We start from the raw sequence: 24,061 nt of genomic DNA on the forward strand, positions 1-24,061 counted from the left end.
TGCACCCCACCCACCTCACTTCGACAGAAACTTCAGAAACGACGCGGCTCCGGGTCGTTTCTGAAGTTTTGGTTGGTGAGTGAGAGTTCGGTCGTGACGCCCTCCCAGCGGACGGTGCCATCATGGGGGCGTGAACGCAACGAGTGCACACACGCCGCCGGAGGCCTGAGGGGGTCTGCCATGAGACGCGCACTGCCCGCCGCGGGGCTCCTCGGCGCCGGGATCGCCATCTACAGCGCGGCGTGGGCCCTCAGCCTCAGCCGAGCCCGCACCGCAGCCCGCGCGCGACTACTCGCCCATCCGGTGCGAAGGATGGCCCTCAGTCACGGCGAGGTCGCCTACGTCGACTGTGGACCGCAGCCCTCGGGAGGAGGCTCCGGCTTCGACCCCGGCTCCGGCTGCGAGACGATTCTGTCGGTTCACGGGCTGTACGGCGGATACGACCAGGCGCTTGACAGCGTCGGGAGCCTGGTCGAGCACTGCCGGGTCATCGCGCCGTCGCGCTTCGGCTACCCCGGCAGCGCCGTGCGAGGCGACGGCTCGCCGGCCGCCCAGGCCGCCGTCTTCGCCGCATTGCTCGACCGTCTGGGGATCGAACGAGTCTTCGTCCTGGGAGCGTCGGCCGGCGGCACCCCTGCCATCCGCTTCGCCCTGGACCACCCCGAGCGCGTCTCGGGGCTCATTCTCTTGAGCTCGGCCGCGCCCTGGCCGTCCCGGCCCGCGACACCGCCCGGGCGCATGGGGCCGCCGGCAATCATGAACCATGACTGGATCATGTGGCTGCTCTCGCCATTCTTCAGTCCCGTCCTGGGCATGGATCCCCGGACCATCCACGGCATGCTCCCTCTGTCCGAACGCAGGACAGGGGCGGACATCGACGCCTCAATCACCAACCGGGACATGGCGGTGCACTTCGAGGACTATCCGATCGAGGAGCTCAAGCCACCCGTCCTGCTCCTGCACGCCCGGAACGACCGAGTAGCGCCCTTCGCTCCCCCGGCGGGGCACGTGCAGTCCTCCATGCACCGCTACCCGGACCTGACGACGTCGATCTTCCCCACCGGCGGTCACCTCATCACCGGCCACGGCCGCCAGCTCGAGGAGGCGATCCGCCGCTTCATCGGCCAGCACGCCGGCTGACACCGGTCTCCTCGGCGGCAACGGGACCTCACGTCGCCCGCATCTTGCGTCGCCCGCCCCTCACTTCGACCAAAACTTCAGAAACAACGCGGCTCCGGGTTGTTTGTGAAGTTTTGGTTGGTGAGCCTGGGAGGCGTCGCGGCGCCCCCTCACGGCGAGCGGTGCCATCATGGGGGCGTGAACGCAACGACCGAGCACGCTCCGGTGGGCGCCTGGGGACCGGACTTCCTGGGCCCGGGTTTCGAGGCCCGCACCCTGGAGCTGCTGCCCGACGACGAGGACGACGGCGCCGTCGCCACCCTGGTGCGCCACCTGCCGGCCCTCGACCCCGGCGCCCTGCCGAGCACCCCCTCCTCCCCCTCCTTCATCTACCTCTACCTGCACGGCTGGAACGACTACTTCTTCCAGACCCACCTGGCCCGCGAGATCTCCCGCCTGGGCGGCGCCTTCTACGCACTGGACCTGCGCCGCTACGGCCGCTCCTGGCGCGAGGGCCAGATGCTGGGCTGGTGCACCTCGCTGGCCGAGTACGACGAGGACCTGGGGCTGGCCCTGTCCGCCATCCGCGCCGAGCAGGGCTGGGAGACCGAGCTCGTCCTGTCCGGTCACTCCACGGGCGGGCTCGTCGCCTCCCTGTGGGCCGACCGCCACCCGGGGGCCCTGCGCGCCCTGGTCCTCAACTCCGCCTGGCTCTCGCTCCAGGGATCCGAGCTCGTGCGCACCGTCGGCGACCCGGTTCTGCGCACCCTGGCGCTGCGTGACCCGCGCATGTCGATCCTCGACGGCTGGGTCGACCCGGCTCGCGTCTTCTCCATCACCGACGGCTGGCTCCCCGAGCGTGACGGCGAGCTGCCCGATCCCGCCTGGGCCGAGGACCCCTACGTGACCGGTTGGGACATCAACCCCGCCTGGTCGATCAAGCCCTCCGCGCCCGTGCGCGTGGGCTGGCTCCAGGCCGTCATGGAGGGCCACAACCGCGTCGCCCAGGGCCTGGACATCCGCTGCCCGGTGCTGTCCATGGGCTCGGCCTCCACCCGCCTCGGGGTGACGTGGACTCCGGAGTCGCGCAGCGCGGACACGATCATCGACGCCGACGCCACCGCCCGCCGCGCCGTCATGCTCGGCAAGCTGGTGACCATCGCCCGCTTCCCCGGCGGGGTCCACGACCTCACCCTGTCCGAGCCGCCCGTGCGCGAGCAGGTCTTCTCCGCCCTGCGCCGCTGGATGGCCGCCTACGTGCTGCGCTGAGCCCCGCCCGGCCAGCTGCCCGGGCCAGGGTGTTCAGAGGCCGCTGTCGGCCAGGTTGTCGCGCAGGTCACCCAGGTGGGCGCCGTGCACCCCTACGCGCCACACGCGCCAGCCGTCGGCGTCGGTGACGTTCTGGGCAGCGTTGGCGGCTGATGTCGGGTCGGTGAAGGAGCGACCGTCGGACAGGGTGATGACTCCCTCCACCGACAGGGTCGCCTCGTGGTAGATGCCTCGGCGCAGCCGCTGCCAGATGAGCTGGGTCGGCTTGCCGAGCGAGGCCGCCACGGCCGCCAGCTCAGCGGTCTCCTGGACCAGGAGGGACTTCGAGGGGTCCCCGCCCAGTGCCTCGGCCACCGGGTCGAGCGCGTCGGCCGACCCGCGCAGTGGTTCCCAGGACACGAGCGGCACCGAGCCGGTGGGCGCCTCCGTGCGGGTCTTGTTGGGGGCCACGGTGGACCAGGCCTCCGCGGCCCGGACAGAGCCCCCGGCGGTCTCGGAGGCTCCTGGCTCCTCTGCGGGCGAGGTCGCGGCGTGCGAGGTGGGCGGTACCGAGGCCGCGTCCTGCGCAGACGGGGGCTGAGCCACCCGCGAGCGCCGTCCCATACGGGTACGGGGGTCGCCCTCGCCCTGGGCATCAGTCGCCCCGGAGTCGCCTGCCAAGGTATGAGGGGTGGCTGCGCCACCGGGTGCCGCGGCGGCGAGCGGAGCGTCGGAAGGCACTGAGCCGGCCGACGCCACTGAACTGCTCCCCCCGGACAGGCCTCTCCCGCCGAGGATGTCGACGCCTCCGGCCAGGGCGGCGACTGCCCGCTCCTCGGCGCCGGTGCCACTGGTGTCATCGGAGGAGCCGGAGTGACGGCCATGGCCGGCGGCGCGAGCGGGCTCGCCACCCGGAGCGAGGGCGGCGGGAACCGTCATGGTGTCCCCACCGAGAATGCCGGCCAGGTCCCGTCCGACATGGCCGGCGCTACCGGCACTGCTGGCGACGTCGTGGTCGCCGGTGTCGTGGTCGGAGTCGCCGGGACCGTCAGCAGGGCCGGATGCGGCAGGAGTCTGAGAAGCGCCGACGGAGGCCTCCGGGCCTGGCTCAGAGTAGCTCTCCGCGGCCTCATGGTCGGCCTCGGCGACGCGGGAGGCACCGGCCGCGGTGTCGTCGTCGGCACCCGTGGCCGGGTTCTCCGCGGCAACGACGATGTGGGGGTCGCCGGCGGGGCCGTCGGCGACGCCCTCACCCGGTTCGGGGTGCGCCTCCCCGGCAGGCGGAGTGCCGCCCGCCTCGCCCGGGTCCTCGGGCCGGGCCCCGGCCCCACCCTGAGAGGACAGCGCATGCACCTGGGGCTGCTCGGCGGTCACGGCCACTGGCTCGAACAGCTCGGAGAGCGCATCGGCGGCACCTGTCGCGGCGAAGGCTCCGGCCGGAATGGCGGCGCCGTCGTCACCGGCGCCCTCGCCGTCGGGCGCGTGCGCCGGCTCGGGGGACATGACGATCTCGATGGGGCCGGTGACCGGGCTCATGTGCTCGGCCTGCTCAGCGGCATCGATGGCACGCGAGCCGCTCGAGCCGGCGGCGGGGGCGGTGCCTGCCGGACCGGCGGAACCGGCCAGGGCCGGGCGGGGCGCACGGGCCACGAGCAGCGGCCCCCCGGCGGCCACGTCCATCCCGGAGATCTTCTCCACCACGACGACGATGCGGGACTCGTCCACGATGCGCACATCCACCTCGTGGATCTCCAGCCCGGAGGAGGCCAGCACTCCCAGCCCTCCGACGACGTCGGGCTCCAGGGAGGCACTCAGGATCGTCAGCCGCGGTCCGGCCTCGACCTGGGCGGGCATCGCCTCGCGGAACTCGTTCCAGTCCTCGCTGAAGGCCCCCAGCCCGCCCGCGTACCTGCTGGCGATCTCGCGGCGACCAGCGGTGGCAGCCTGGGTCAGACGCGACATGGCGGCCAGCAGCCCCGCGGAGTCGACGCTCTCCAGGACCTCGACGACGACGACCTGCCCGGTGGCGTCCAGGGCGGTCAGGCTCGCTCCGGCGTCGAGCTCCTCCCACGACAGGGGGAAGAGCGGACGGCGCAGGACGTCGACGATCTGTCGCTGAATGGCGACCAGGCTGCGGGACAGGGTGATGGCGTCAGCGGAGCGACCCAGGCGCACGGGCAGGAGGTGGTTACCGTCGAGCTCGTACATGGCCATGGATGCGGCCGCCTTTCCTCATCGTCCTGCTCCGCGATGGCCCCCAGCACAGATGGACACGCGCATGGGCGGCTCACAGTAGAGTCACCCACGAACACAGTGCCCAGCCATCCTGTCACGACCGCCGGCACACGGCAGACTATCTCATGATGGCAACGAAGAGTGGGCCGTCGCCCCAACACATCGGCCCGTGTACAGTGAGAAAACTGCGGGAAAACGGCCAGATCAAGGTTATCTCCTCGAGTTGTCCCGATGCTTGGAGAGACCGGTCTCATGGTTGCCTCCACCTCGAGGTGGATGAGGACGCCCGGGCAAGTGGATAAGAATGTCGGCTGACCGGCTCCCGCCGGGGAGCCCTCCCACCCCCTCTCGCATCACCAGCCTCCCATCACCTACCGTCTGAGGAGCGTTCATGCCGTCGGTCTCGTCCACCACGACTCCACCGGACGCACCCGAGATCGTGCCCTCCCCGGCGTCCTCCTCCACCCCATCACCGTCATCCTCGTCGCCGGCTCCCGCGCCGCAGCCCTCGCATCTGAGCGCCTACGCACGTCGAGCCTGGCGGGCCACACGCACCTGGCTGGCCCCGGCACCGGCCGCGACCACCTGCGCCGCACTGACCCTCATCATCGGCATCGTCCTCCTGCCCTGGGGACCCCAGGGACAGATCGCCCTGTCCGCCTACATCCACCAGCCCCAACGGGTGTGGACCCTGCTGACCGCCTGGGCCGTCCCCGGCCACCTGCTGCCAGTGACCGGCAGCCTCATGCTGCTGTCCATCGGCGTGCTGCTGGAGCGGCTCCTGGGCACGCGACGGTGGCTGGCCACCGCCGCCGTCTCCTCCGCAGGGGGGATCGTCCTGGCCCAGGCGCTCTACCCCCTCATCGGCCGCGTGTGGGACGCCTGGTCGCCCTACCTCATTCACGCCCCGATCCAGGGCATCAGCCTGCCCACCGCCGGCCTGGTGGCGGCCTCCACCAGCGTCATGCGCCCGTCCTGGCGGCGGCGCACGCGCCTGGCGATGTTCGCCGTCCTCATCGTCTCGGCCGCCGTGACCGGAACCGTGGGAGCTCTGGCCCGCCTGGGAGCCGGCATCATCGGCCTCATCATGGGCGTCGTCCTGGAACGTGGGCAGCAGTCGGCCCCCTCCCAGGAGCTGCCCCGGCGCGTGGAGCGCGAGCTCGTGGCCTTCCTGGTGGCCTGCTGGGCCGTGAGCTGCGCCCTGGCGGTGGTGAGCAACGCCGCCGGCCCCCTGGCCGATGCCCGCTACGGCCTGACCCCCGCCATCCTTCCCGAGGACGCCGTCATCTACCCCGTCGAGCAGCTCCTGATGTGCATGCCGGCGCTCCTGCAGCTGGTCCTGGCCGACGGACTGCGCCGTGGACGCCGCTCAGCGGCCCACGGCACCATCGCCCTCCAGATGTTCCTGGGGGCCTGCGCGGCCCTGTTCGCCCTGGTGGAGAAGATCGGTGAGCAGCTGCCCGAGTCCGCTCCCACCACCACGGCCCGGCTCCTGCACAGCTGGCTGCGTTCGGGGCACCTGCTGGTGCCCCTGCTGCTCAACATCGTGGTCATCAGTCTCGTCGTGTGGAAAAGAAGCCGCTTCACCCTGGGGTCGTGCCCCGGCGTCATCCGCCGCGCCGTCGTCGCCTGGGTCCTGACCCTCGTCGGTGGGGCGGTCCTGACCGTCGTCGGGGGCCTGCTCATGTCCCAGGACTTCTCCCCCTACGCGACCTGGTCCGCCCTGCTGGAGACCTACGTGTCCTACCTGCTGCCCATCAGCACCGGCGGCATCATGGGCCTGATCGTCGAGCCCATGACCCCCTTGGCCTACCTGCTCACCGCCTGGGTGCCGGTCCTGGTGTGGCTCCTGACGATCCTGTGGGTGTGGCTGGCCCAGTCCGCTCCCGCCCGCACCCGGGTCTCCGACCGTGAGGAGCTCATCGACCTGGTGCGCAGCCGAGGCGCCGGGACCCTGGGGTGGATGCTCACCTGGGAGGGCAACGAGGCCTGGGTCAACGAGGCGGGCACAGCCGGCTTCTCCTACCGGCCCAACCGCGACGTCGCCCTGACGGTCGGGGATCCCGCCGCCAATGACGCCGATGTGGACCAGGCGGTGCGCGACTTCGCCGACTTCGCCACCGACGCCGGACTCATCCCGGCCCTCTACTCGGTGCACGCCCCGGCGATGGAGGCCGCCCGGGCCATGGGCTGGACGATCCTGCAGGTGGCCGAGGAGGCCGTCCTGGACCTGCCGGACCTGGCCTTCCGCGGCAAGGCCTACCAGGACGTGCGCACCGCCCTCAACCACGCCAAGAAGGAGGGCATCGAGGCGGTATGGACCACCTTCCGCGACTGCCCGGCCGGTCGGCGGGACCAGATCCGGGCCATCTCCCAGGCCTGGGCCAGTGACAAGCCGCTGCCGGAGATGGGTTTCACCCTGGGCGGCCTGGCCGAGCTCGACGACGCTGAGACGCGCCTGCTGCTGGCCGTCGACGCCGACGGCACCGTCCAGGGCGTCACCTCCTGGCTACCGGTCTACCGCGACGGGCGCGTCATCGGCCTGACCCTGGACTTCATGCGACGCCGTGAGGACGGTTTCCGCCCCGTCATGGAGTACCTCATCGGGCGCGCCGCTCAGGACGCCCAGGCCGAGGGCCTGGAGATCCTGTCCCTGTCCGGGGCGCCGCTGACCCGCTCCGCCCCGGCCGACGGCGGCGCCTCCTCACCCTTCGACCCGCTCCTGAACCTGCTGGCCTCCGTGCTGGAGCCGGCCTACGGCTTCGGCTCCCTGCACGCCTACAAGCGCAAGTTCAAGCCGCGCGCGGTGCCCATGTACCTGGCGGTTCCCGACCTGGTGGACCTGCCCACGGTGGGGATCGCCATCGCCCGGGCCTACCTGCCCGACCTCAAGCCCTCCCAGACGGCGCGTTTCGCCCACGTGCTCATGAACCGCGACTGACCGCCGGCTCCACACCCAGGTCCCCGCCCGGCCCTCGGCCCATGCACTGCAGACGCCGGGGCCGGCCGGCTCATCCCCCTCGGGTTGAGTCGGCCGGCCCCTGGGCGGTGCAGCCCGATCAGTGCGTCCTGGGCCTACTCGGGTCTAGTCGGCCTTGTCCTCGACGGCCGCGCGCCCGGCCTCCAGGCGGGCCACCGGCACACGGAAGGGCGAGCAGGAGACGTAGTCCAGGCCCGCACGGTGGAAGAAGCCGATGGACTCGGGGTCGCCGCCGTGCTCGCCGCACACGCCCATCTTCATCGTCGGCTTGGTGGAGCGACCGCCCTCGACGCCCAGGCGCACCATGCCGCCCACGCCGTCGGCGTCGATGGTCTCGAAGGGCGAGACCCCGAAGATGCCGTCGTCGATGTAGCGGCCCACGAAGGATCCCTCGACGTCGTCGCGCGAGAAGCCCCAGGTGGTCTGGGTCAGGTCGTTGGTGCCGAAGGAGAAGAAGTCGGCCTCCTCGGCGACGTGGGCGGCGGTGACGGCCGCGCGCGGCAGCTCGATCATGCAGCCCACCGGGAATTCGAGCGCGTAGCCGGAGGCCTGGGAGACCTCCTGCAGCACGTGCTCCACGCGCTCGCGCGCCAGCTGGAGCTCACGCACCGACCCGACGAGCGGGATCATGATCTCGGGGTGCGGGTCGCCGCCGGCCTTGAGGCGTTCGACAGCGGCCTCGGCGATGGCGCGCACCTGGAGCTCGATGAGGCCCGGCATGGTCAGCAGCAGGCGGACCCCGCGCAGGCCGAGCATCGGGTTGGACTCGTGGTTCTTGCGCACCACGGCCAGGAGCTCCTCGTCGGCCGGGTCCAGCTCGCCGCGCTCGCGGTCCAGGGCCACCTTGACGCTCAGCTCGGTCAGGTCCGGCAGGAACTCGTGCAGCGGCGGGTCGATGAGGCGCACCGTCATGGGCTTGCCGTTCATCGTCTCGAACATCGTGATGAAGTCGCCCTTCTGCAGCGGCAGGAGGGCGGCCAGGGCGGCCTCGCGCTCGGCGTCGGAAGAGGCCAGGATGAGGTTCTGGACGAACTGCTTGCGCTCACCCAGGAACATGTGCTCGGTACGGCACAGGCCCACGCCCTGGGCGCCGCGGTGAATGGCGTGGCGGGCGTCATCGGGGGTGTCGGCGTTGGCGCGCACCTCGAGGCGGCGGACCCCATCGGCGTGGCGCATGAGGCGGTCCACGGCAGTGACGAGCTCGCGGGTGTCGTCGTCGCCGGCCGCGTCGAGCGCCTCGGTCAGGCCGCGGCGCAGGTAGGTCATGACCGGGGAGTCGACGACGCCCACCTCGCCGAGGAAGACCTCGCCGGTGGTGCCGTCGATGGCGATGATGTCCTCACTGGTGAGGACCTCCTCGCGCCCCGCGACGCGAAGGGTCTTGGCGGCGGCGTCGACCTCGAGGGCCTCGGCGCCGCACACGCAGGTCTTGCCCATTCCACGGGCGACGACGGCGGCGTGGCTGGTCTTGCCGCCGCGGGCCGTGAGCACGCCGGCGGCCGCGACCATGCCGGGCAGGTCGTCGGGGTTGGTCTCGCGGCGCACGAGGATGACGGAGTCGCCCTTCTCGGCGCGGGAGACGGCCTCGTCGTTGTCGAAGGCGATGTAGCCCACGGCGGCGCCCGGGGAGGCGGGCATGGCACGGGTGAGCGGGTCACGGCTGGAGTCGTCGTCGAACTGGGGGAACATCAGCTGGGTGAGCTGCTCACCGGAGACCCGCGTGAGGGCCTCGTCCATGGTGATGAGCTTCTCGTCGACGAGCTGGGTGGCCACGCGGAAGGCGGCTGCGGCCGTGCGCTTGCCCACGCGGGTCTGGAGCATCCACAGCTTGCCGCGCTCGATGGTGAACTCGATGTCGCACAGGTCGCGGTAGTGGGTCTCCAGGCGGCGCATGATGGCGCGCAGCTCGTCGTAGGAGGCCTTATCCAGGCGCTCGAGGTCGGCCAGGGACAGGGTGTTGCGGATGCCGGCGACGACGTCCTCGCCCTGGGCGTTGACGAGGTAGTCGCCGTAGACGCCAGTGCGCCCGGTGGAGGGGTCGCGGGTGAAACAGACGCCGGTGCCGGAGGTCTCCCCCATGTTGCCGAACACCATGGTGCACACGTTGACCGCGGTGCCCAGGTCGTGGGGGATCTTCTCGCGGCGGCGGTAGATGTGGGCGCGCTCCGTGTTCCAGGAGCGGAAGACGGCCTCCGTGGCCATGTCCAGCTGGGAGCGGGGATCCTGCGGGAAGTCGATGCCCGCGTGCTCCTTGACGATGGCCTTGTACTCCTCCACCAGCTCCTGGAGGGCGTCCACGGGGAGCTCATAGTCCATGGAGACGCCCCGTGCGGCCTTCTTGGCATCCAGGGCGTCGGAGAAGTGGTCGCCGTCGATGTCCAGGACGGTCTTGCCGAACATCTGGATGAGGCGGCGGTAGGAGTCCCAGGCGAAGCGCTCATCGGAGCTGGCGGCGGCCAGGCCCTTGACGGAGACGTCGTTGAGGCCGATGTTGAGGACGGTCTCCATCATGCCGGGCATGGAGAACTTGGCTCCGCTTCGCACCGAGACGAGCAAGGGGTTCTCGGCGGCGCCGAGCTCGCGTCCCAGCTCCTCCTCCACGCCGCGCAGGGCGGCAGTGACCTGGACTGAGAGCTCCTCGGGGACCTCGCCGCCGGCCAGGTAGGCGCGGCAGGCGTCGGTGGTGATGGTGAAGCCGGGGGGAACGGGGAGATCCAGCCGGGTCATCTCCGCCAGGTTCGCTCCCTTGCCTCCCAGGAGGTCCTTCTGGTCCTTGTCACCCTCGCTGAAGCGGTACACGTACTTGGGCATCCTTGCCTCTTTCGGTTCTTGTGGAACTAGGGACTCCGTGCACGCGCAGGCGCACGCGAAGCACTCTATGTGACTTCGGTCCCATGTTGCAGGTGACTCATCCAGCCGCGAACAGGGCTGCGCCGGCCGGCCCGAGGGCTTAAGGGCGCAGCGCCAACAGGCCGGTGTGTCCCGGCAGGGTGATGCGGGTGGACAGGGGCTCGCCGTCGGGCGCCCCGGTGGGGCCGGGCAGGACCAGGCCGGCGGGCAGCTCCAGCGTCGCCTTCTCCTCCCCGCTGAGCACGACGGCGGCCAGGCCGCCCTCGAACTCGCGCACCCAGGCTCCTGAGGTCCTCCGGGGCCGTCCCAGCGGGCGCCCCAGGTCGGCGTCGAGGGCGGAGAACCAGGCAGTGCGGGAGTAGTCGTCGTGACCGGTGGCAGCGTAGGCGCCCTCCCCCGCCCCGAAGACCCAGAAGGCCGCCAGTCCGTAGAGGCCCGGGGAGCGGCGGGCGCCGGCCATGGAGCCGCCTCCCCCGCCGTCGGGGGTGCGCACGATGGACAGGCCCGGCCCGCGCAGGACCCCGAGACGCCGAACCACCGGCACCCGCTCACCCCGACCACGCCCTCACACACGAAGAACCTCAAAACATAGCGGCGGATGCCCGCCACACTTCCGCGTGGCGGGCATCCGCCGCCGGTCCGATCGCGCAGGATCCGACGCCTGCGTCCGACGTCTATCCGGCGACTAGGGAACGACGACGAGGACGTCGCACTTCGACTTGCGGAGCACCTGGACGGAGACGGCTCCGAAGATGCGGCCGAACAGCGAATCGACGCCTTTGGATCCGACGATGACGAGGTCCGCCTCGGTCTCCAAGGTGACGAGGGTGACGGCATCGACCGCCGTGCCCTCGACGACGACGCCCTGGGCGAGGGCGACGCCGCGCTCAACGGCGGTATCACGCGCCTTCTCGACGACGGCGTAGGCCTGGTCCTCGGTGAGCCCGACCCGCACATCGGCGACGGGGGCAAACTCGTTGATGCGAGCCTTGTCCCGCGCCGAGACGGGGTCGAAGCCGGCGACGAGGAGAAGAGCGGCGTCGCACAGGCGAGCCATCTCGCAGGCGCGATCGATGACGTGGGTGTTCGCCTCGACATCGCCGACTCCGGCGACAATGGTGGTATAGGTCACGGATGACATCCTTTCGTGGGGCACCCGATCAGGCCACGGCAGTCTCAGTGGCGGACACGGCGGCGGCGCGCACCCGCGGGTCCGCGTCCTTGACGGTGTCGATCCACTCGATGAGCAGACCGGCGATGACGAGGAAGACTGCGACGAAGAGCATGGCGTTGACCGGGTGATCGCCGAGCAGGTGCTTGTAAATGGGACCGAAGGTGAGGGTCTGGATGAACTGGGGGATGACGATCATCATATTGATAACGCCCATGTAGACGCCTCGGCGCTCCTTGCGGATCATCTCAATGGCCATGATGTAGGGTACGCCCGTAATAGAAGCCCAGGCCACACCAATGCCGATCATGGGCAGGTAGAGGACCGCGGTGTGGCCGGGGCTGCCGATGCGGGTGAGCAGGACCAGGCAGACGGCGGCGAGGCACAGCGCCGCGGTGTGGACGTGCTTGGGGCCGATGCGGTTGGACAGTCGCGCCAGGAAGAGGGCGACGACCGTGCAGGAGACGTAGTAGGCGACCATGAGCCCGGTGGCGAAGCCGGAGGCGTTGTTGAAGGCCTCGGTCTTGGCGTACCCCGGGTCGGACAGGTTCACGCCGAAGTAGGTGACGGCGCACATGAGGCCCAGGTACTGCCAGAAGACGTTCATGGCGTACCACTGGAAGAGGTAGACCAGGGCCATCTTCTTCAGGCCGCGGGGCATCTCGACGATGGCGACGCCGATGTCCTTGACGAAGCCGAAAGGGCCCTCCTCCCGCTTCTTGCGCTCGAGCTCGACCAAGCCCTCCGGCGTGGGCGGCAGCTCCTTGGTGGAGAGCACCGAGATGAGCACCGAGCCGATGGAGCACACCGAGCCCACCATGAAGGCGCCGAAGACCCAGTAGGGGATGCCGGCGGCGGTGGCGCCCGCCAGGGTCTTCTCCAGAACGACGAGGGTCCCGGCGGCCAGGGCCGAGCCGGCGCCGATGAACAGGGACTGGGCGAGGAAGCCCTTGGCGAGCTGCTTGGACGGCAGGCGGTCGCCGATGAAGGCCCGGTAGGGCTCCATGGCCGTGTTGTTCGAGGCGTCCAGCAGCCACAGGCACAGCACCGCCATCCACACGGCGGTGACGAAGGGCATGAGGAACAGGAACACGGAGCAGCCGACGGCCCCGATCAGGAAGAAGGGCTTACGGCGTCCCCACTTCTCGCTCCAGGTCCGGTCCGAGAGCGCCCCGATGAGCGGCTGGACGAGCAGGCCGGTGACGGGTCCGGCCAGATTGAGGATGGGGATCTCGTCAGCGGAAGCCCCGAGGAACTGGTAAATGGGCGACATGGCGTTCTGCTGCATGCCGAAGGAGTACTGGATGCCGAAGAATCCGACGTTCATCAGCAGGATCTGAGCAGTGCTCATCATGGGCTTGTGCGCGATGTCCGCCGCGCTATTCTGGGAAGTCTGTGCCATAGGTCATCCTTGTCCTGGGCCCTGTGGAACTCTGTGGACGCCGCCCGAGACGGACGCCGCACTTCCTGCCCGAGAGAACGCTGTACGGGACGGCGGGGATCTCAGGAAGTCAAGCAGGTCAATGATCCACCCAACATGACTAACGTTTGACAGGTCTTTAGTCCCATTATCGGATCTCGCACGAGCCGGACCGGGTCATGACTCAGGCACGCAGGGCAATCATCCCACGATGCGCGCTGAGGCGCACCTCCAGAGCCAGCGCCTCACCGTCCGGGTCCCCGGTGGGCCCCGGTGACCTGAGGCCCGCCGGGAGACGCACGGTGCCGCCTCCCTCCCCGCTGAGCACGACGGCGGCCAGGCCGCCCTCGAACTCGCGCACCCAGGCGCCCCCACTGCGCCGGGGCCCGCCGAGCGGCCGACCCAGGTCGGCGTCGAGGGCGGGGAACCAGGGGGTGCGCGAGTAGTCGTCATGGCCGGTGGCCGTGTAGGCGCCCTCCCCTCCGCCGAAGACCCAGAAGGCCGCCAGCCCGTAGAGGCCGGGGGACGTGCGGGCGCCGGCCATGGAGCCGCCGCCCCCGCCGTCGGGCGTGCGCACGATGGACAGGCCCGGCCCTCGCAGCTCGTGGATCTGGGCCAGGGCCGTGGCCTCATCGAAGAGGTGGTTGTCCCCCCAGCCCAGCCAGCACTCGTCGAAGCCGCCGCCCCAGGCGGAGTGGCGGTCCCAGCGGCCGGGTTCCCGGCGGGCCTCGGCGACGTTGGGGATGAGGATCTTGCCGACGGCGTTGAGGCCGGCCCCGACCTGGTCCACGAAGGTGTTCAGCTCGGCGCGCAGGGCGGCGGTGTCGGCGACGGTCTCCAGCGGGAGGTTCAGGTCGTAGTAGTCGTCGAAGACGTCGTTGTCCGCCATGATGCCGTCGAAGGCGGTCTCGGCGGTGGCCTGGCAGACCTCCTCCACCCAGCGGGCGCGGTAGTCGGGGTCCCACACGCGGGCCTGGAAGTGGCCGGGGTAGGTGTTCCACTCGACCAGGTCGCCGTTGTCACGCCTGGCGAGCCAGCCGCGGCGTCGGGCCTCGCGGTAGGACAGCCCGGAGGCGCGCATGGAGTCCGGCTCGAAGTCTCGCGTGGAGGACAGGCACCGGTAGGCCAGGACCGTCATGTCCGGTCGCGCCTCCTTGAGGCGGGCTGCTGCCTCGGTCTCCCAGGGCTGGAGGATCGCGGCCCGGTAGTGGGCGATCGCGAAGTCCAGCTCCCCGGGCTCGAGCGGGTTTCCGTAACGGATCCAGGCTCCGACGCCGCCAGTGCTGCTCCTCATGCTCCTCCTCGGTCGGCGCGGGCACCGGCCTGCTCACCGGCGCCGCCCTGACGGTAGATCTTGTTGTAGGAGGCGTTGACCTTGACCAGGTCGTAGGCCGCCTCCACTCGGCCGCGGGCGTTGAGGCTCAGACGCTCGTAGAGATCGACGTCGGAGATGACCTCCTGGACCTTGTCCGCCATGACGGTGGGGTCGCCGGGCTCGATGATGATGCCGCAGGGGTCCCAGGTCTGCCCGTCGTCGGTGACGATCATGTCCTCGACGACGGAGCGCACGGCGCCGACGTCGGTACTCACCGTGGGGATGCCGGCGCCCATGGTCTCCAGGGAGACGACCGGCAGGCCCTCGTTGTAGCTGGGCAGGACGAACAGGTCGAACTCGGGCAGGAGCTCGCGGACCTTGACGGTCCCGCGAATGGTGATGACGCTCTCCAGGCCCTGCTCGACGATGCGGGTGAGGCACTGCTCGAAGTAGGAGGGCATGTGCTCGGTGGGCCCGCACACGTCCAGGTGGATGTTCAGGCCCCGGTCCACCATGAGGCGCACCGAGTCGATCATGTCCAGCAGGCCCTTGATGGGCACGACGCGGGCGATGTACACCAGCTTCCACAGGTGCTTGTCCGCGCCCTCCTTCTTGATCTCCTCGATGGCGGCCAGGCGCGCGACGTAGGAGGCGTCGAACTCCGAGGTGACGATGCCGTTGGGGATGACGATGGCGCGCCCGGCGTCGCCGCCGAGCTCATTGGCCTCGGTGATGGCCCGCGGGTAGAGGTAGGTGGAGGCGTAGGCGTAGGGGTAGCACAGGCGCCCCATCTCCAGCCACCAGGCCATCCACATGCGCTCGCGGCCGGTGACGTCGAAGGTGCGGTAGTCGGTGAGCCTGATGTTGAGGTCCAGCCTGCGTTCCAGGAGGGTGTTGACGGTGTCGCGCACGTAGAGGTTGTGCTCGGTCAGCAGCACCTTGGTACCGTGCTCGCGGGCGGCGTTGACGCCGAGCAGCATGGCGTAGCCGGTGGTGTGGGCGTGGTAGACCTGGGCGCGCGGGACCGGCTCGGCCAGGACCGCGTAGGCCAGGGAGAAGAAGTCGCGCAGGCACCAGAAGACGTCGGTCATCGACATCCCCAGGTCCGGCATCATGTCGTGGTAGGCCTCCATGAACTCGCGCGTGCCCAGGATCGCCCAGACCGGGTAGCGGCGTGAGGCGCTCAGGCCCTCGCTGATGATGTCCCACAGCGGCTCGGTCTGGCCGTCCTGGGCCAGGGAGAGCATGGCGCCCAGGATGCGCCGGGACAGCTCGCGGCGCTGGCGGCGGTTCATGCGCAGGTCGCGCGGGCGGGCGCGCAGGAAGTCCTCCTGGTGCTCCTCCATGGACAGGTAGAGGACCCTCACCCAGGCGACATTGTCCGGCATGCCGTAGAGGTCCTTGAGCGGCGAGTGGGAGTCCCAGGTGATGTGGATGATCCCGAAGGTGAGGTCCGGGTTGCCGGTGATGATGTCGTGGACCACCGCGGAGACCCCGCCCTTGAGGTAGGGGTAGGTGGACTCCATGACGATGGCGACGTCGACGTCGGCGTACACGCCGTCCTCGGGGACGCCGTCGGGCAGGGCCCGGGCACCGGCCTCAGGCTCCGGCTCCTCGGAGAGCTGAAGCAGCTCGGCCGCACCGGCGGGGGCCTCCTCGTCGTCAGTCTCCTCCTCGGCGACCTGCTGGGACAGGGGGATCGCGGCGGCGTGAGAGGCGGCCGAGGCCACGGACTCCCAGGCGATGGCCGTGGGGGCGGGGGGCCGCGCAGGGTGTAGGGGCTGCTGGGGCTCCGGTCGGTCCGGCTCCTGCGGGATCGACTCGGCGGGGGCCGAGGGCTTGCCGTGTACCGGGGGTGCGGACTGTACCGGGGCGGCGGCGCCGGTGGCATCGGGGGCCGGCGAGGCGGCGGAGCGGGGTGCGGTCGGCTCCACCGGCGATAACGCGGAGGCGGCCGACGCAGCCGAGCTCACGGCACCGAAGATCGGGGAGTCCAGGACGTCGGGGCTCCCCGAGGAGGATGGCTCCGGGCTCTTGGGACGCGGCTGGACCACGCCGTAGCCGGCGGGGGCCGGGGCCTGGACGACGCCGAAGATCGGCGAGGCAGGAACCTCCGGAGTGGAGGCCGACTCACTGGCCGGCGGCGTGGCGGGCAGGATGGTGGACGATCCGGCGGAGGGGGTGGCGGCTGAGGGGCCGCTCGGGGCGCTGGCCCCACCGGTGGTGACAACGACGCCATAGCCATCGGGGCCGACCTTGACCCTGGGGCCGTTCTCCTGACCCCGGTCACCGATGCCGGGCGCGTCGTCGGGGCTGGGCATCGGGGCGTAGCCACCGGCCGGTGCCGAGTAGCGCAGCGGAAGGCTCTCCAGGCGGGCGCGGAAGGAGGATGACGAGCTCACCAGGACATGGCCTTTCCCCAGAAGAAGGAGTACTCGGGCGCGGCCCACCGCTTGCGGTAGAGCAGCAGCCCCAGCGCACACAGCACCAGGTCGACGCCGGCCAGCGGCAGGTAGGCGTCGGCATCGGCCAGCTTCAGCAGCAGGGCCGCGGCGATCACCACGTGGATGCCGGACAGGAGCAGGGCAGTGGTCGAGTCACCGATGTGGTCGATCTCGTAGCTCAGGAGCGTCAGCACCGTGAACAGGGTCGAGGAGAGGCACACCTCGAGGACCAGCGGAACCTGCTCGGGGGACATGAGCGCCATGGAGCAGACGACGATGATGACACCGGCGGCCCCGACGACGCAGGCACGAATGAGGCTGGCGTCCAGCAGCCGACGCAGCGTGCGCCCCCGGTCGCGCAGGCTGGCCATGCCCTCACGCTTGAGAACCGTCTGAAACAGGGCGATCTCGGTGTTGACCCGCGGCGCGGTGACCGCGAAGTAGTAGCAGTAGGCGACGACGGCGGGCTGGAGGCACAGGTAGACCAGCGCCACGTCGAAGTCGCGACCGGCGCCCAGGAAGAGGAAGAACTTGTCCGACCACAGCACTCCCCCCAGGATCGCACCCCGAAGCATGTCCTGCACGAGGATGCCGGTGGCGACCCCGCGGGGCCGCAGGATCCTGCCCAGGGAGCGCCCCATGGACAGGAGCTGACTGAGGGCTCCCACCAGCGGGGGCAGGTACCACCAGGTGGGCTCGGCGACGAGTGCGACGGCGTAGCAGAGCCAGCCCACCGACCACAGGCGGCGTCGCCCGGCGACGTCGGCGACGATGAGCGACTGGACGAAGACGACGTGCAGGAGGAGCAGAGCGGTATGGACGCCCAGGACGTGCGGGTTCCAGCCGGTCACGGCGGCCACGACGAGGATCTCCAGCGCCGTGGGCACGAGCGCCCACAGGAGCAGTGCCGGCCAGATGGAGCAGTATCGCTCCAGCACCGCCCGCGGACCGCGGCCGATGGAGTCACCCAGGAGCCGGTAGACGGGGGTGCCGATGATCTGGCTGAGCCACGGCACCGCCACTGACACACTCAGGACGATGACCGGCAGACCCTTGCCGCTCACCGTGCTGGCGGCCATCTTCTGGGAGACGACGGGGAAGCTCAGGCCCAGCAGGATCGCCGGGGACATTCCCAGGAGCATCGCCGCGCCCCAGTGCCAGCGGGCACCCCGAGCGATGCCACCGCGCTTGAGCGCCCGGGTGGGCGGCGCCGTGATCAGCCCCAGACCGATGAGGACCGTGACGACCAGAACGCCGATGGTGACCTCCACAGGCCAGCCGATCCAGGGCAGCACCGCCGTCACCACGCCGACGACCCCCAGGGTCGCAGCAGCGTTAGCGGTCCGCAGTCGCGGAAAACGATGCTGGTGGAAATGTCGCGGTTCGTATCTGAGTTGGGTCATGGGAGTAGCGGCACCAAGAATGCGTGAGCACGCACGGGCGATCCGAGCCGGACACTCAGGCGTCGTGGTCGAGGAGCGCCACGGCAGCCTGAATGAGGGCGGACAGGTACGGACAGTGAGGACGAGTAGGGCGAAGACGGTTGAGACAGCCCCGCGCAGTGCGGGGTGACGACACCGACCGGCCATGTCCGAGGGACGACTTTCGACGGATCGTCACTCCACTGTATCCGGCAGAGGACAGACATGAGACACCCAAGCCAAACTCTCAGAACATTCTCTTGTTTCGCTCAGATTTTATTCATTTTTCGTTTCCCGCTTCGCCGCATCGCAAACCTCAGAGCCCGTATATATTCACAAGTCCGAACTACGTTCCGCAAAGTGCTGCACCCAAGATAATGGCCACTACCTGGAAAAATGAAAGCAGAGGCAATGCGGCCCCACCACATCCCCTGTGATTCACACCAACACTCCTTGCAGGCTGAGGCTCCCACCGCGTAGCGACGACGATGGGCCGCAACCCCAGTGGGGTTGCGGCCCATCGTATGGAACTGATAAGGGGACTCGGCGCCGGTGCGACACCCGGGCCCCGTTGGACTCGGCGAGGTCCAGTGAGCCCCAGTGAGGTCAGCGTCCGGGCTCGGCGGCCGGTGAGGCGCCGCCGTCACGACTGATCGGCGTCGAGGGGATGCGCAGTGGGCTGGAGGCCCCTCCACTGCCGCCGGCAGCGGCGTCCTCTGCCTCGCGCAGCGCGGCGACCTCCGCCTCACCCTGTTCCCAGGGCTCGCCACGGAAGATGAACTCACCCAGGATGGACTCGCCCTCGGCGTCGACGACGACCTTCTGCCCCCGCTCGATCTCCCCGAAGAGGATCTTCTCGCTCAGGGCGTCCTCGATGTCGCGCTGGATGGCACGGCGCAGCGGACGGGCGCCGAGCACCGGGTCGAATCCGCGCTCGGCCAGGAGGTCCTTGGCAGCCTCGGTCAGCTCGATGGTCATCTGCTGCTCGGCCAGGCGCTTGTCGAGCCGCACGATCATGAGGTCGACGATCTGGCGCACCTCCTCCTTGGTCAGCTGCGGGAAGACGATGAGGTCGTCGACGCGGTTGAGGAACTCGGGCCGGAACTGCTGCTTGAGCTCACGGTTGACGTGGGCCTTCATCTCCTCGTAGTCCATGGCACCGGACTCGGTGGACTGGAAGCCGGTGGCCACCGACTTGCCGATGTCCTTGGAGCCGAGGTTGGTGGTCATGATGATGACGGTGTTCTTGAAGTCCACCACGCGGCCCTGGGCGTCGGAGAGGTGCCCGTCCTCCAGGATCTGCAGCAGCGAGTTGAAGATATCCGGGTGGGCCTTCTCGACCTCGTCGAACAGGACCACGGAGAAGGGCCGACGCCGCACCTTCTCGGTGAGCTGGCCGCCCTCGTCGTAGCCGACGTAGCCGGGAGGGGCGCCGAAGAGGCGGGAGACCGTGTGCTTCTCGGCGAACTCGGACATGTCGAGCTGGATGAGGGCGTCCTCGTCGTCGAACAGGAACTCCGCCAGGGCCTTGGCCAGCTCGGTCTTCCCGACGCCGGTGGGACCGGCGAAGATGAAGGAGCCACCGGGGCGCTTGGGGTCCTTCAGGCCGGCGCGGGTGCGGCGGATCGACTTCGACAGGGCCTCGATGGCCTTGTTCTGGCCGATGATGCGCTTGTGGAGCTCGGCCTCCATGTTGAGGAGCTTGGCGGACTCGGCCTCGGTCAGCTTGACCACCGGGATGCCGGTGGACATGGCCAGGACCTCGGCGATGAGCGCCTCGTCGACCTCGGCGACCTGGTCGAGGTCGCCGGACTTCCAGGCCTTCTCCTTGGCGGCGCGCTCGTCGGCCAGACGGCGCTCGTCGTCGCGCAGGGAGGCGGCGCGCTCGAAGTCCTGGTCGTCGATGGCGGACTCCTTCTCCCGCTTGACCTGGGCGATCTGCTCGTCGATCTCGCGCAGCTCGGGCGGAGCCGTCATGCGGCGGATGCGCAGGCGGGCGCCGGCCTCGTCGACCAGGTCGATGGCCTTGTCCGGCAGGAAACGGTCGTTGATGTAGCGGTCGGCGAGCTTGGCGGCGGCCTCGATGGCCTCGTCGGTGATGACGATGCGGTGAAAGGCCTCGTAGCGGTCGCGCAGGCCGGTGAGGATCCCAATGGTCTCCTCGATGCTGGGCTGGTCGACGGTCACCGGCTGGAAGCGACGCTCCAGGGCGGCGTCCTTCTCGATCTTGCGGTACTCGTCCAGGGTGGTGGCCCCGATGGTCTGGAGCTCACCGCGGGCCAGCATGGGCTTGAGGATGGAGGCGGCGTCGACGGCCCCCTCGGCGGCGCCGGCACCGACGAGGGTGTGGATCTCGTCGATGAACAGGACGATGTCACCGCGGGTGCGCACCTCCTTGAGGACCTTCTTGAGGCGCTCCTCGAAGTCACCGCGGTAGCGCGATCCGGCCACGAGCGAGCCCATGTCCAGGGAGTAGAGCTGCTTGTCGCGCAGGGTCTCGGGGACGTCGCCGTGGACGATGGCCTGGCTCAGGCCCTCGACGACGGCAGTCTTGCCCACGCCCGGCTCCCCGATGAGGACGGGGTTGTTCTTGGTGCGCCGGGAGAGGACCTGCATGACCCTCTCCATCTCCTTCTTGCGGCCGATGACCGGGTCCAGCTTGCCCTCGCGGGCGGCGGCGGTGAGGTTGCGGCCGAACTGGTCCAGGATGGCGCTGCCCGAGGGGGTGCCCTCCTTGGAGGGGCCGCCGGCGTTGACGGTCTCCTTGCCCTCGTAGCCGGAGAGCATCTGCATGACGGTCTGGCGCACGCTGGACAGGTCCCCGCCGAGGTTGGTCAGGACCTGGGCGGCCACGCCCTCGCCCTCGCGCAGCAGGCCGAGCAGCAGGTGCTCGGTGCCGATGTAGTTGTGGCCGAGTTGGAGGGCCTCGCGCATGGAGAGCTCGAAGACCTTCTTGCCGCGCGGCGTGAAAGGGATGTGGCCGGTGGGGGCGGACTGCCCCTCGCCGATGATCTCGATGACCTGGCTGCGCACGGCGTCCAGGGAGATGTCCATCGACTCCAGCGCCTTGGCGGCCACCCCCTCGCCCTCGTGAATGAGGCCGAGGAGGAGGTGCTCGGTGCCGATGTAGTTGTGGTTCAGAGCCCGCGCCTCGTCCTGCGCGAGCACGACGACGCGGCGGGCACGGTCGGTAAAGCGTTCAAACATCAGTAATTCCTCCTCGGCACGTGCTCCGTGCGGGACCGCTCGTCCGGTGGTGGCGAGGGATGTCGCAGCGCCGCGGAGAGATGGCGCTGAGAGCACGTGCTGACAAGGCTAACCAGCCGGATGCCTTGGCCATGCCCCTGTTCGCGGTAGGCGTGAGTAGGCCTTGAGCCGGGTCGACTCAGCCCTGGTTCGCTTGCACAGGCCCAGTCCCTGCCTCGCGGCCAGCCTCCATCGGTCGCGGTCGTCGGGTAGGTCTCGCGTTCACACCCTTTGCCCCTGAACGCGAGGCCCAAGGTACGACCGCGACGGCAGAGACGGCATGGGTGCACCCAAGAGGCGCAGGACGAACTGCCTCACGAATTCTGCCGCACGATTCGTATCTGCCCATCACAATGGGGGCCATGCCTCCCGTGACTTCTCCCGCCGACGCCGGTCGCGACAACACGGCATCGACTGACCCCATCGACACGTCCACCGGCCAGGCCTCTGACACCGAAGCGCGGGAGACCGGGCGAGGGGCGGCCGGTATCACGCAACGTCTCCTGCACGTCCTGCCGGCGATGAGAACCGGGGCGCTGCTCAGTGTCATCGGAGCCGTCGTGCTCTTCTTCGCCTGGCCGAGCGGCGTTTACACCTTCACCTTGTGGAGCACGCCTCCCGCCGTGATCGCAGCATTCTGGTTCATGACCATTATTCTCCGCCCCCTGCCCTCGCGGTTCCGCGACCCAGCCCACGGCTCCCGCATCACCGTCATACGCACGGCGGTCGCCGTCCTGGCGATGAGTGGGATCGCAGTGTTCGCCGCTTGGATGACATGGGAGTGCCTGTCGACGTGGTCCTCCGTGCTCTCCCACACCGGAATCAACGCCGTGGAACTCGTCGCCATCGCCGTGGGCGCAGTGGGACTGGCACTTCTGAGCATCACCGACATTCTCATTCGCACGATCCGGGCCGCCGTACTGCCTCCGGAACTCTACCGGCGGACATGGTGGACACGCCTCCGGCGGCCTAGAAGGCCGGTTCAACGCCCCGAGGGCCCGCGACGTCGGACGCTCGCACGCGCCACTCTGGTGCTGGCGCCCTCTGTCATCCTCGCCGGGGCCGCCGCCCTTCCCCTGAGCCGACCCAAGAGGGTGATCCAGAAGCCGGCTGCACCATCAGCCGCCGAGAACCTTCCCGCCTACCCCACCTCCCTGGCCGGCAAGCCCGCCTGGGTCAAGGATATCGACAACGTCCTCGACATCGTGGCGGGAGCCGCCGGCCCCGTCATCCACACAGCCGATGGCGTCATGGGCCTCAAGCCCACAGACGGCAGCGTCCTGTGGAGCTACGAGCGCCCGGGCTCAACGTACCTTGAGACTTTCAATCGCCTCCCGAATTTCATAGGCAACAGATTCCATCGGACGCTGACTGTCAGCCCCAACCATCGTTACGTCGCCTTCCGCCTGGCCGGCCCAGAGCAGACAGGAGACGTACGAGACATTGACCAGTCGGCAATCACAATCGTCTTGGACACCGTCACCGGACAGGTGGCCATTGACCATCTCTCCGATGATGGCGTCCTTCAGATCACGGACTCCGCCATCATGGACGGGAGCAAGATCTACACCATTGACAGCGACACCGAGACATGGGATTTTGATGAACATGGCTCGACCCCCTTCAGTCAGGGGATGAAATACTCAGGAACAGCGGGACACTCGACCTTCATCGTCAATGCCGACGCCGACAGCGAAAGCGGTCAAGGCGACCGCAACCCACAGTACGGCCGCCTATCCCTTGTTTCACAGGACAATCCCGAGCAGGTCCACACCTCTCCCCCATCAGCGCTGACGACAGAGTATCCGAATGCCATCTGCATTGATGGCTGGACGGTGGTCTATCGCGACGGAGCCCCGACGAACGCCAACGGTTCCTTCCATCAGGGCTGGGAGATGCAAGCCGTCACCCTGGACTCCCTCGTCTCCGAAGAAGGCTCTCAGCAGCAAAGATATGACCTGGGGAGAAGTGCGGGCATCAACGACACTGCATCAATAACCACAGGAAAGATCGTCACGCTTCCAGGAACACCCTCATCGTCGGCACAAAAAACCCTCACAGAACACTCTTTCGGTTCCTGGGAGGAACCTCGTACAGTCTCAGCGGTCTTCGATCCCTCAACGCAGAAGCTCCTACCCATGGACCAGCCCTCAGGACTCATCCGAGCGGTTGGGGTATCACCTACGAGCACACCCGACAGCCTCGAGGCAAGAGTGCGAGTCGCCCCCATGGGCCACGGAGAGGAGGTCTCCTTCCCCATCTCACCGGGGAGCATTTTCCACCCACCGGGATCAGACGAATACAACCCCGACATGAAGGATATCGCCATCGCGCTCGACGATTCCTCGGAGGTGTCCGCGCTTCACGCCCCAGGCGCCAACATCATCATCCTCAACCCCACGGCGCAACCCAACGACCACCCCCACACCTATCGCCTTTTCGGCCTCACGGAGGGTGCAACAACATGAGAATCACCGAACATCGGCACATAAGGGGCAGTCGTTACTCACAACGTCCCCGATGTCGCTTCACCGCACTGGTAGCGCTCGCCCTCACGCTGTCCTCCCTGACTGCATGCCGCCCCACGGACGGCACCCCGGACGACTCCGGAA

13 protein-coding genes are annotated in these 24,061 nt (G+C 69.2%); 4 read left to right on the top strand and 9 right to left on the bottom strand.

Going from position 1 to position 24,061, the window contains the following annotated elements:
• The first annotated feature begins 180 nt into the window (after window positions 1-180).
• Window positions 181-1,140: an alpha/beta fold hydrolase gene (locus FBF36_RS11080; RefSeq protein ID WP_009395910.1), complete on the top strand. Its 960-nt coding sequence runs from the start codon at window positions 181-183 to the stop codon at window positions 1,138-1,140.
• 177 nt (window positions 1,141-1,317) lie between these two features.
• Window positions 1,318-2,388, top strand: a complete 1,071-nt coding sequence (locus FBF36_RS11085; protein ID WP_034492060.1) for an alpha/beta hydrolase — start codon at window positions 1,318-1,320, stop codon at window positions 2,386-2,388.
• Between the two features lie 33 nt (window positions 2,389-2,421).
• On the opposite strand, the gene FBF36_RS13300 is transcribed toward FBF36_RS11085, so the two are convergent.
• Complete coding sequence (locus FBF36_RS13300; RefSeq protein ID WP_192574971.1) at window positions 2,422-4,581, bottom strand: hypothetical protein; 2,160 nt, start codon at window positions 4,579-4,581, stop codon at window positions 2,422-2,424.
• A 412-nt stretch (window positions 4,582-4,993) separates the two neighbouring features.
• Between FBF36_RS13300 and FBF36_RS11095 the strand changes: the two genes are divergently transcribed.
• On the top strand, window positions 4,994-7,543 hold the full coding sequence (locus FBF36_RS11095) for a bifunctional lysylphosphatidylglycerol flippase/synthetase MprF (RefSeq protein ID WP_009397976.1): 2,550 nt from the start codon (window positions 4,994-4,996) through the stop codon (window positions 7,541-7,543).
• Between the two features lie 144 nt (window positions 7,544-7,687).
• Here FBF36_RS11095 and ppdK read toward each other — a convergent pair whose 3' ends face one another.
• From ppdK to FBF36_RS11140, 8 genes are all read right to left on the bottom strand, one after another.
• On the bottom strand, window positions 7,688-10,393 hold the full coding sequence (gene ppdK / locus FBF36_RS11100; RefSeq protein WP_138137535.1) for a pyruvate, phosphate dikinase: 2,706 nt from the start codon (window positions 10,391-10,393) through the stop codon (window positions 7,688-7,690).
• Window positions 10,394-10,532: 139 nt separating this feature from the next.
• Window positions 10,533-10,970, bottom strand: coding sequence for a putative glycoside hydrolase (locus FBF36_RS11105; RefSeq protein WP_225792351.1), 438 nt, complete (start codon window positions 10,968-10,970; stop codon window positions 10,533-10,535).
• A 147-nt stretch (window positions 10,971-11,117) separates the two neighbouring features.
• Window positions 11,118-11,564, bottom strand: a complete 447-nt coding sequence (locus FBF36_RS11110) for a universal stress protein (RefSeq protein ID WP_009234307.1) — start codon at window positions 11,562-11,564, stop codon at window positions 11,118-11,120.
• 28 nt (window positions 11,565-11,592) lie between these two features.
• Window positions 11,593-13,005, bottom strand: a complete 1,413-nt coding sequence (locus tag FBF36_RS11115; protein WP_009395377.1) for an MFS transporter — start codon at window positions 13,003-13,005, stop codon at window positions 11,593-11,595.
• A 202-nt stretch (window positions 13,006-13,207) separates the two neighbouring features.
• A complete protein-coding gene (locus tag FBF36_RS11125; RefSeq protein ID WP_138137536.1) occupies window positions 13,208-14,317 on the bottom strand; it encodes a putative glycoside hydrolase in 1,110 nt (369 codons plus the stop codon).
• Window positions 14,314-16,740, bottom strand: coding sequence for a GT4 family glycosyltransferase PelF (gene pelF / locus FBF36_RS11130; protein ID WP_138137537.1), 2,427 nt, complete (start codon window positions 16,738-16,740; stop codon window positions 14,314-14,316). Before pelF ends, FBF36_RS11125 begins: the two co-directional genes overlap by 4 nt.
• Window positions 16,737-18,185 (bottom strand): hypothetical protein, encoded by a 1,449-nt coding sequence (locus FBF36_RS11135; protein ID WP_009396171.1) that lies wholly within the window; start codon window positions 18,183-18,185, stop codon window positions 16,737-16,739. The genes pelF and FBF36_RS11135 overlap by 4 nt, the downstream gene beginning before the upstream one ends.
• A gap of 624 nt (window positions 18,186-18,809) precedes the next feature.
• A complete protein-coding gene (locus FBF36_RS11140) occupies window positions 18,810-21,410 on the bottom strand; it encodes an ATP-dependent Clp protease ATP-binding subunit (RefSeq protein ID WP_009396175.1) in 2,601 nt (866 codons plus the stop codon).
• 842 nt (window positions 21,411-22,252) lie between these two features.
• Between FBF36_RS11140 and FBF36_RS11145 the strand changes: the two genes are divergently transcribed.
• Window positions 22,253-23,917, top strand: a complete 1,665-nt coding sequence (locus FBF36_RS11145; protein ID WP_138137538.1) for a hypothetical protein — start codon at window positions 22,253-22,255, stop codon at window positions 23,915-23,917.
• Window positions 23,918-24,061: the final 144 nt, after the last annotated feature.

The organism is Actinomyces sp. oral taxon 171 str. F0337 (assembly GCF_005696555.1).
In the GTDB taxonomy this organism is placed as follows: Bacteria; Actinomycetota; Actinomycetes; order Actinomycetales; family Actinomycetaceae; genus Actinomyces; species Actinomyces oris_E.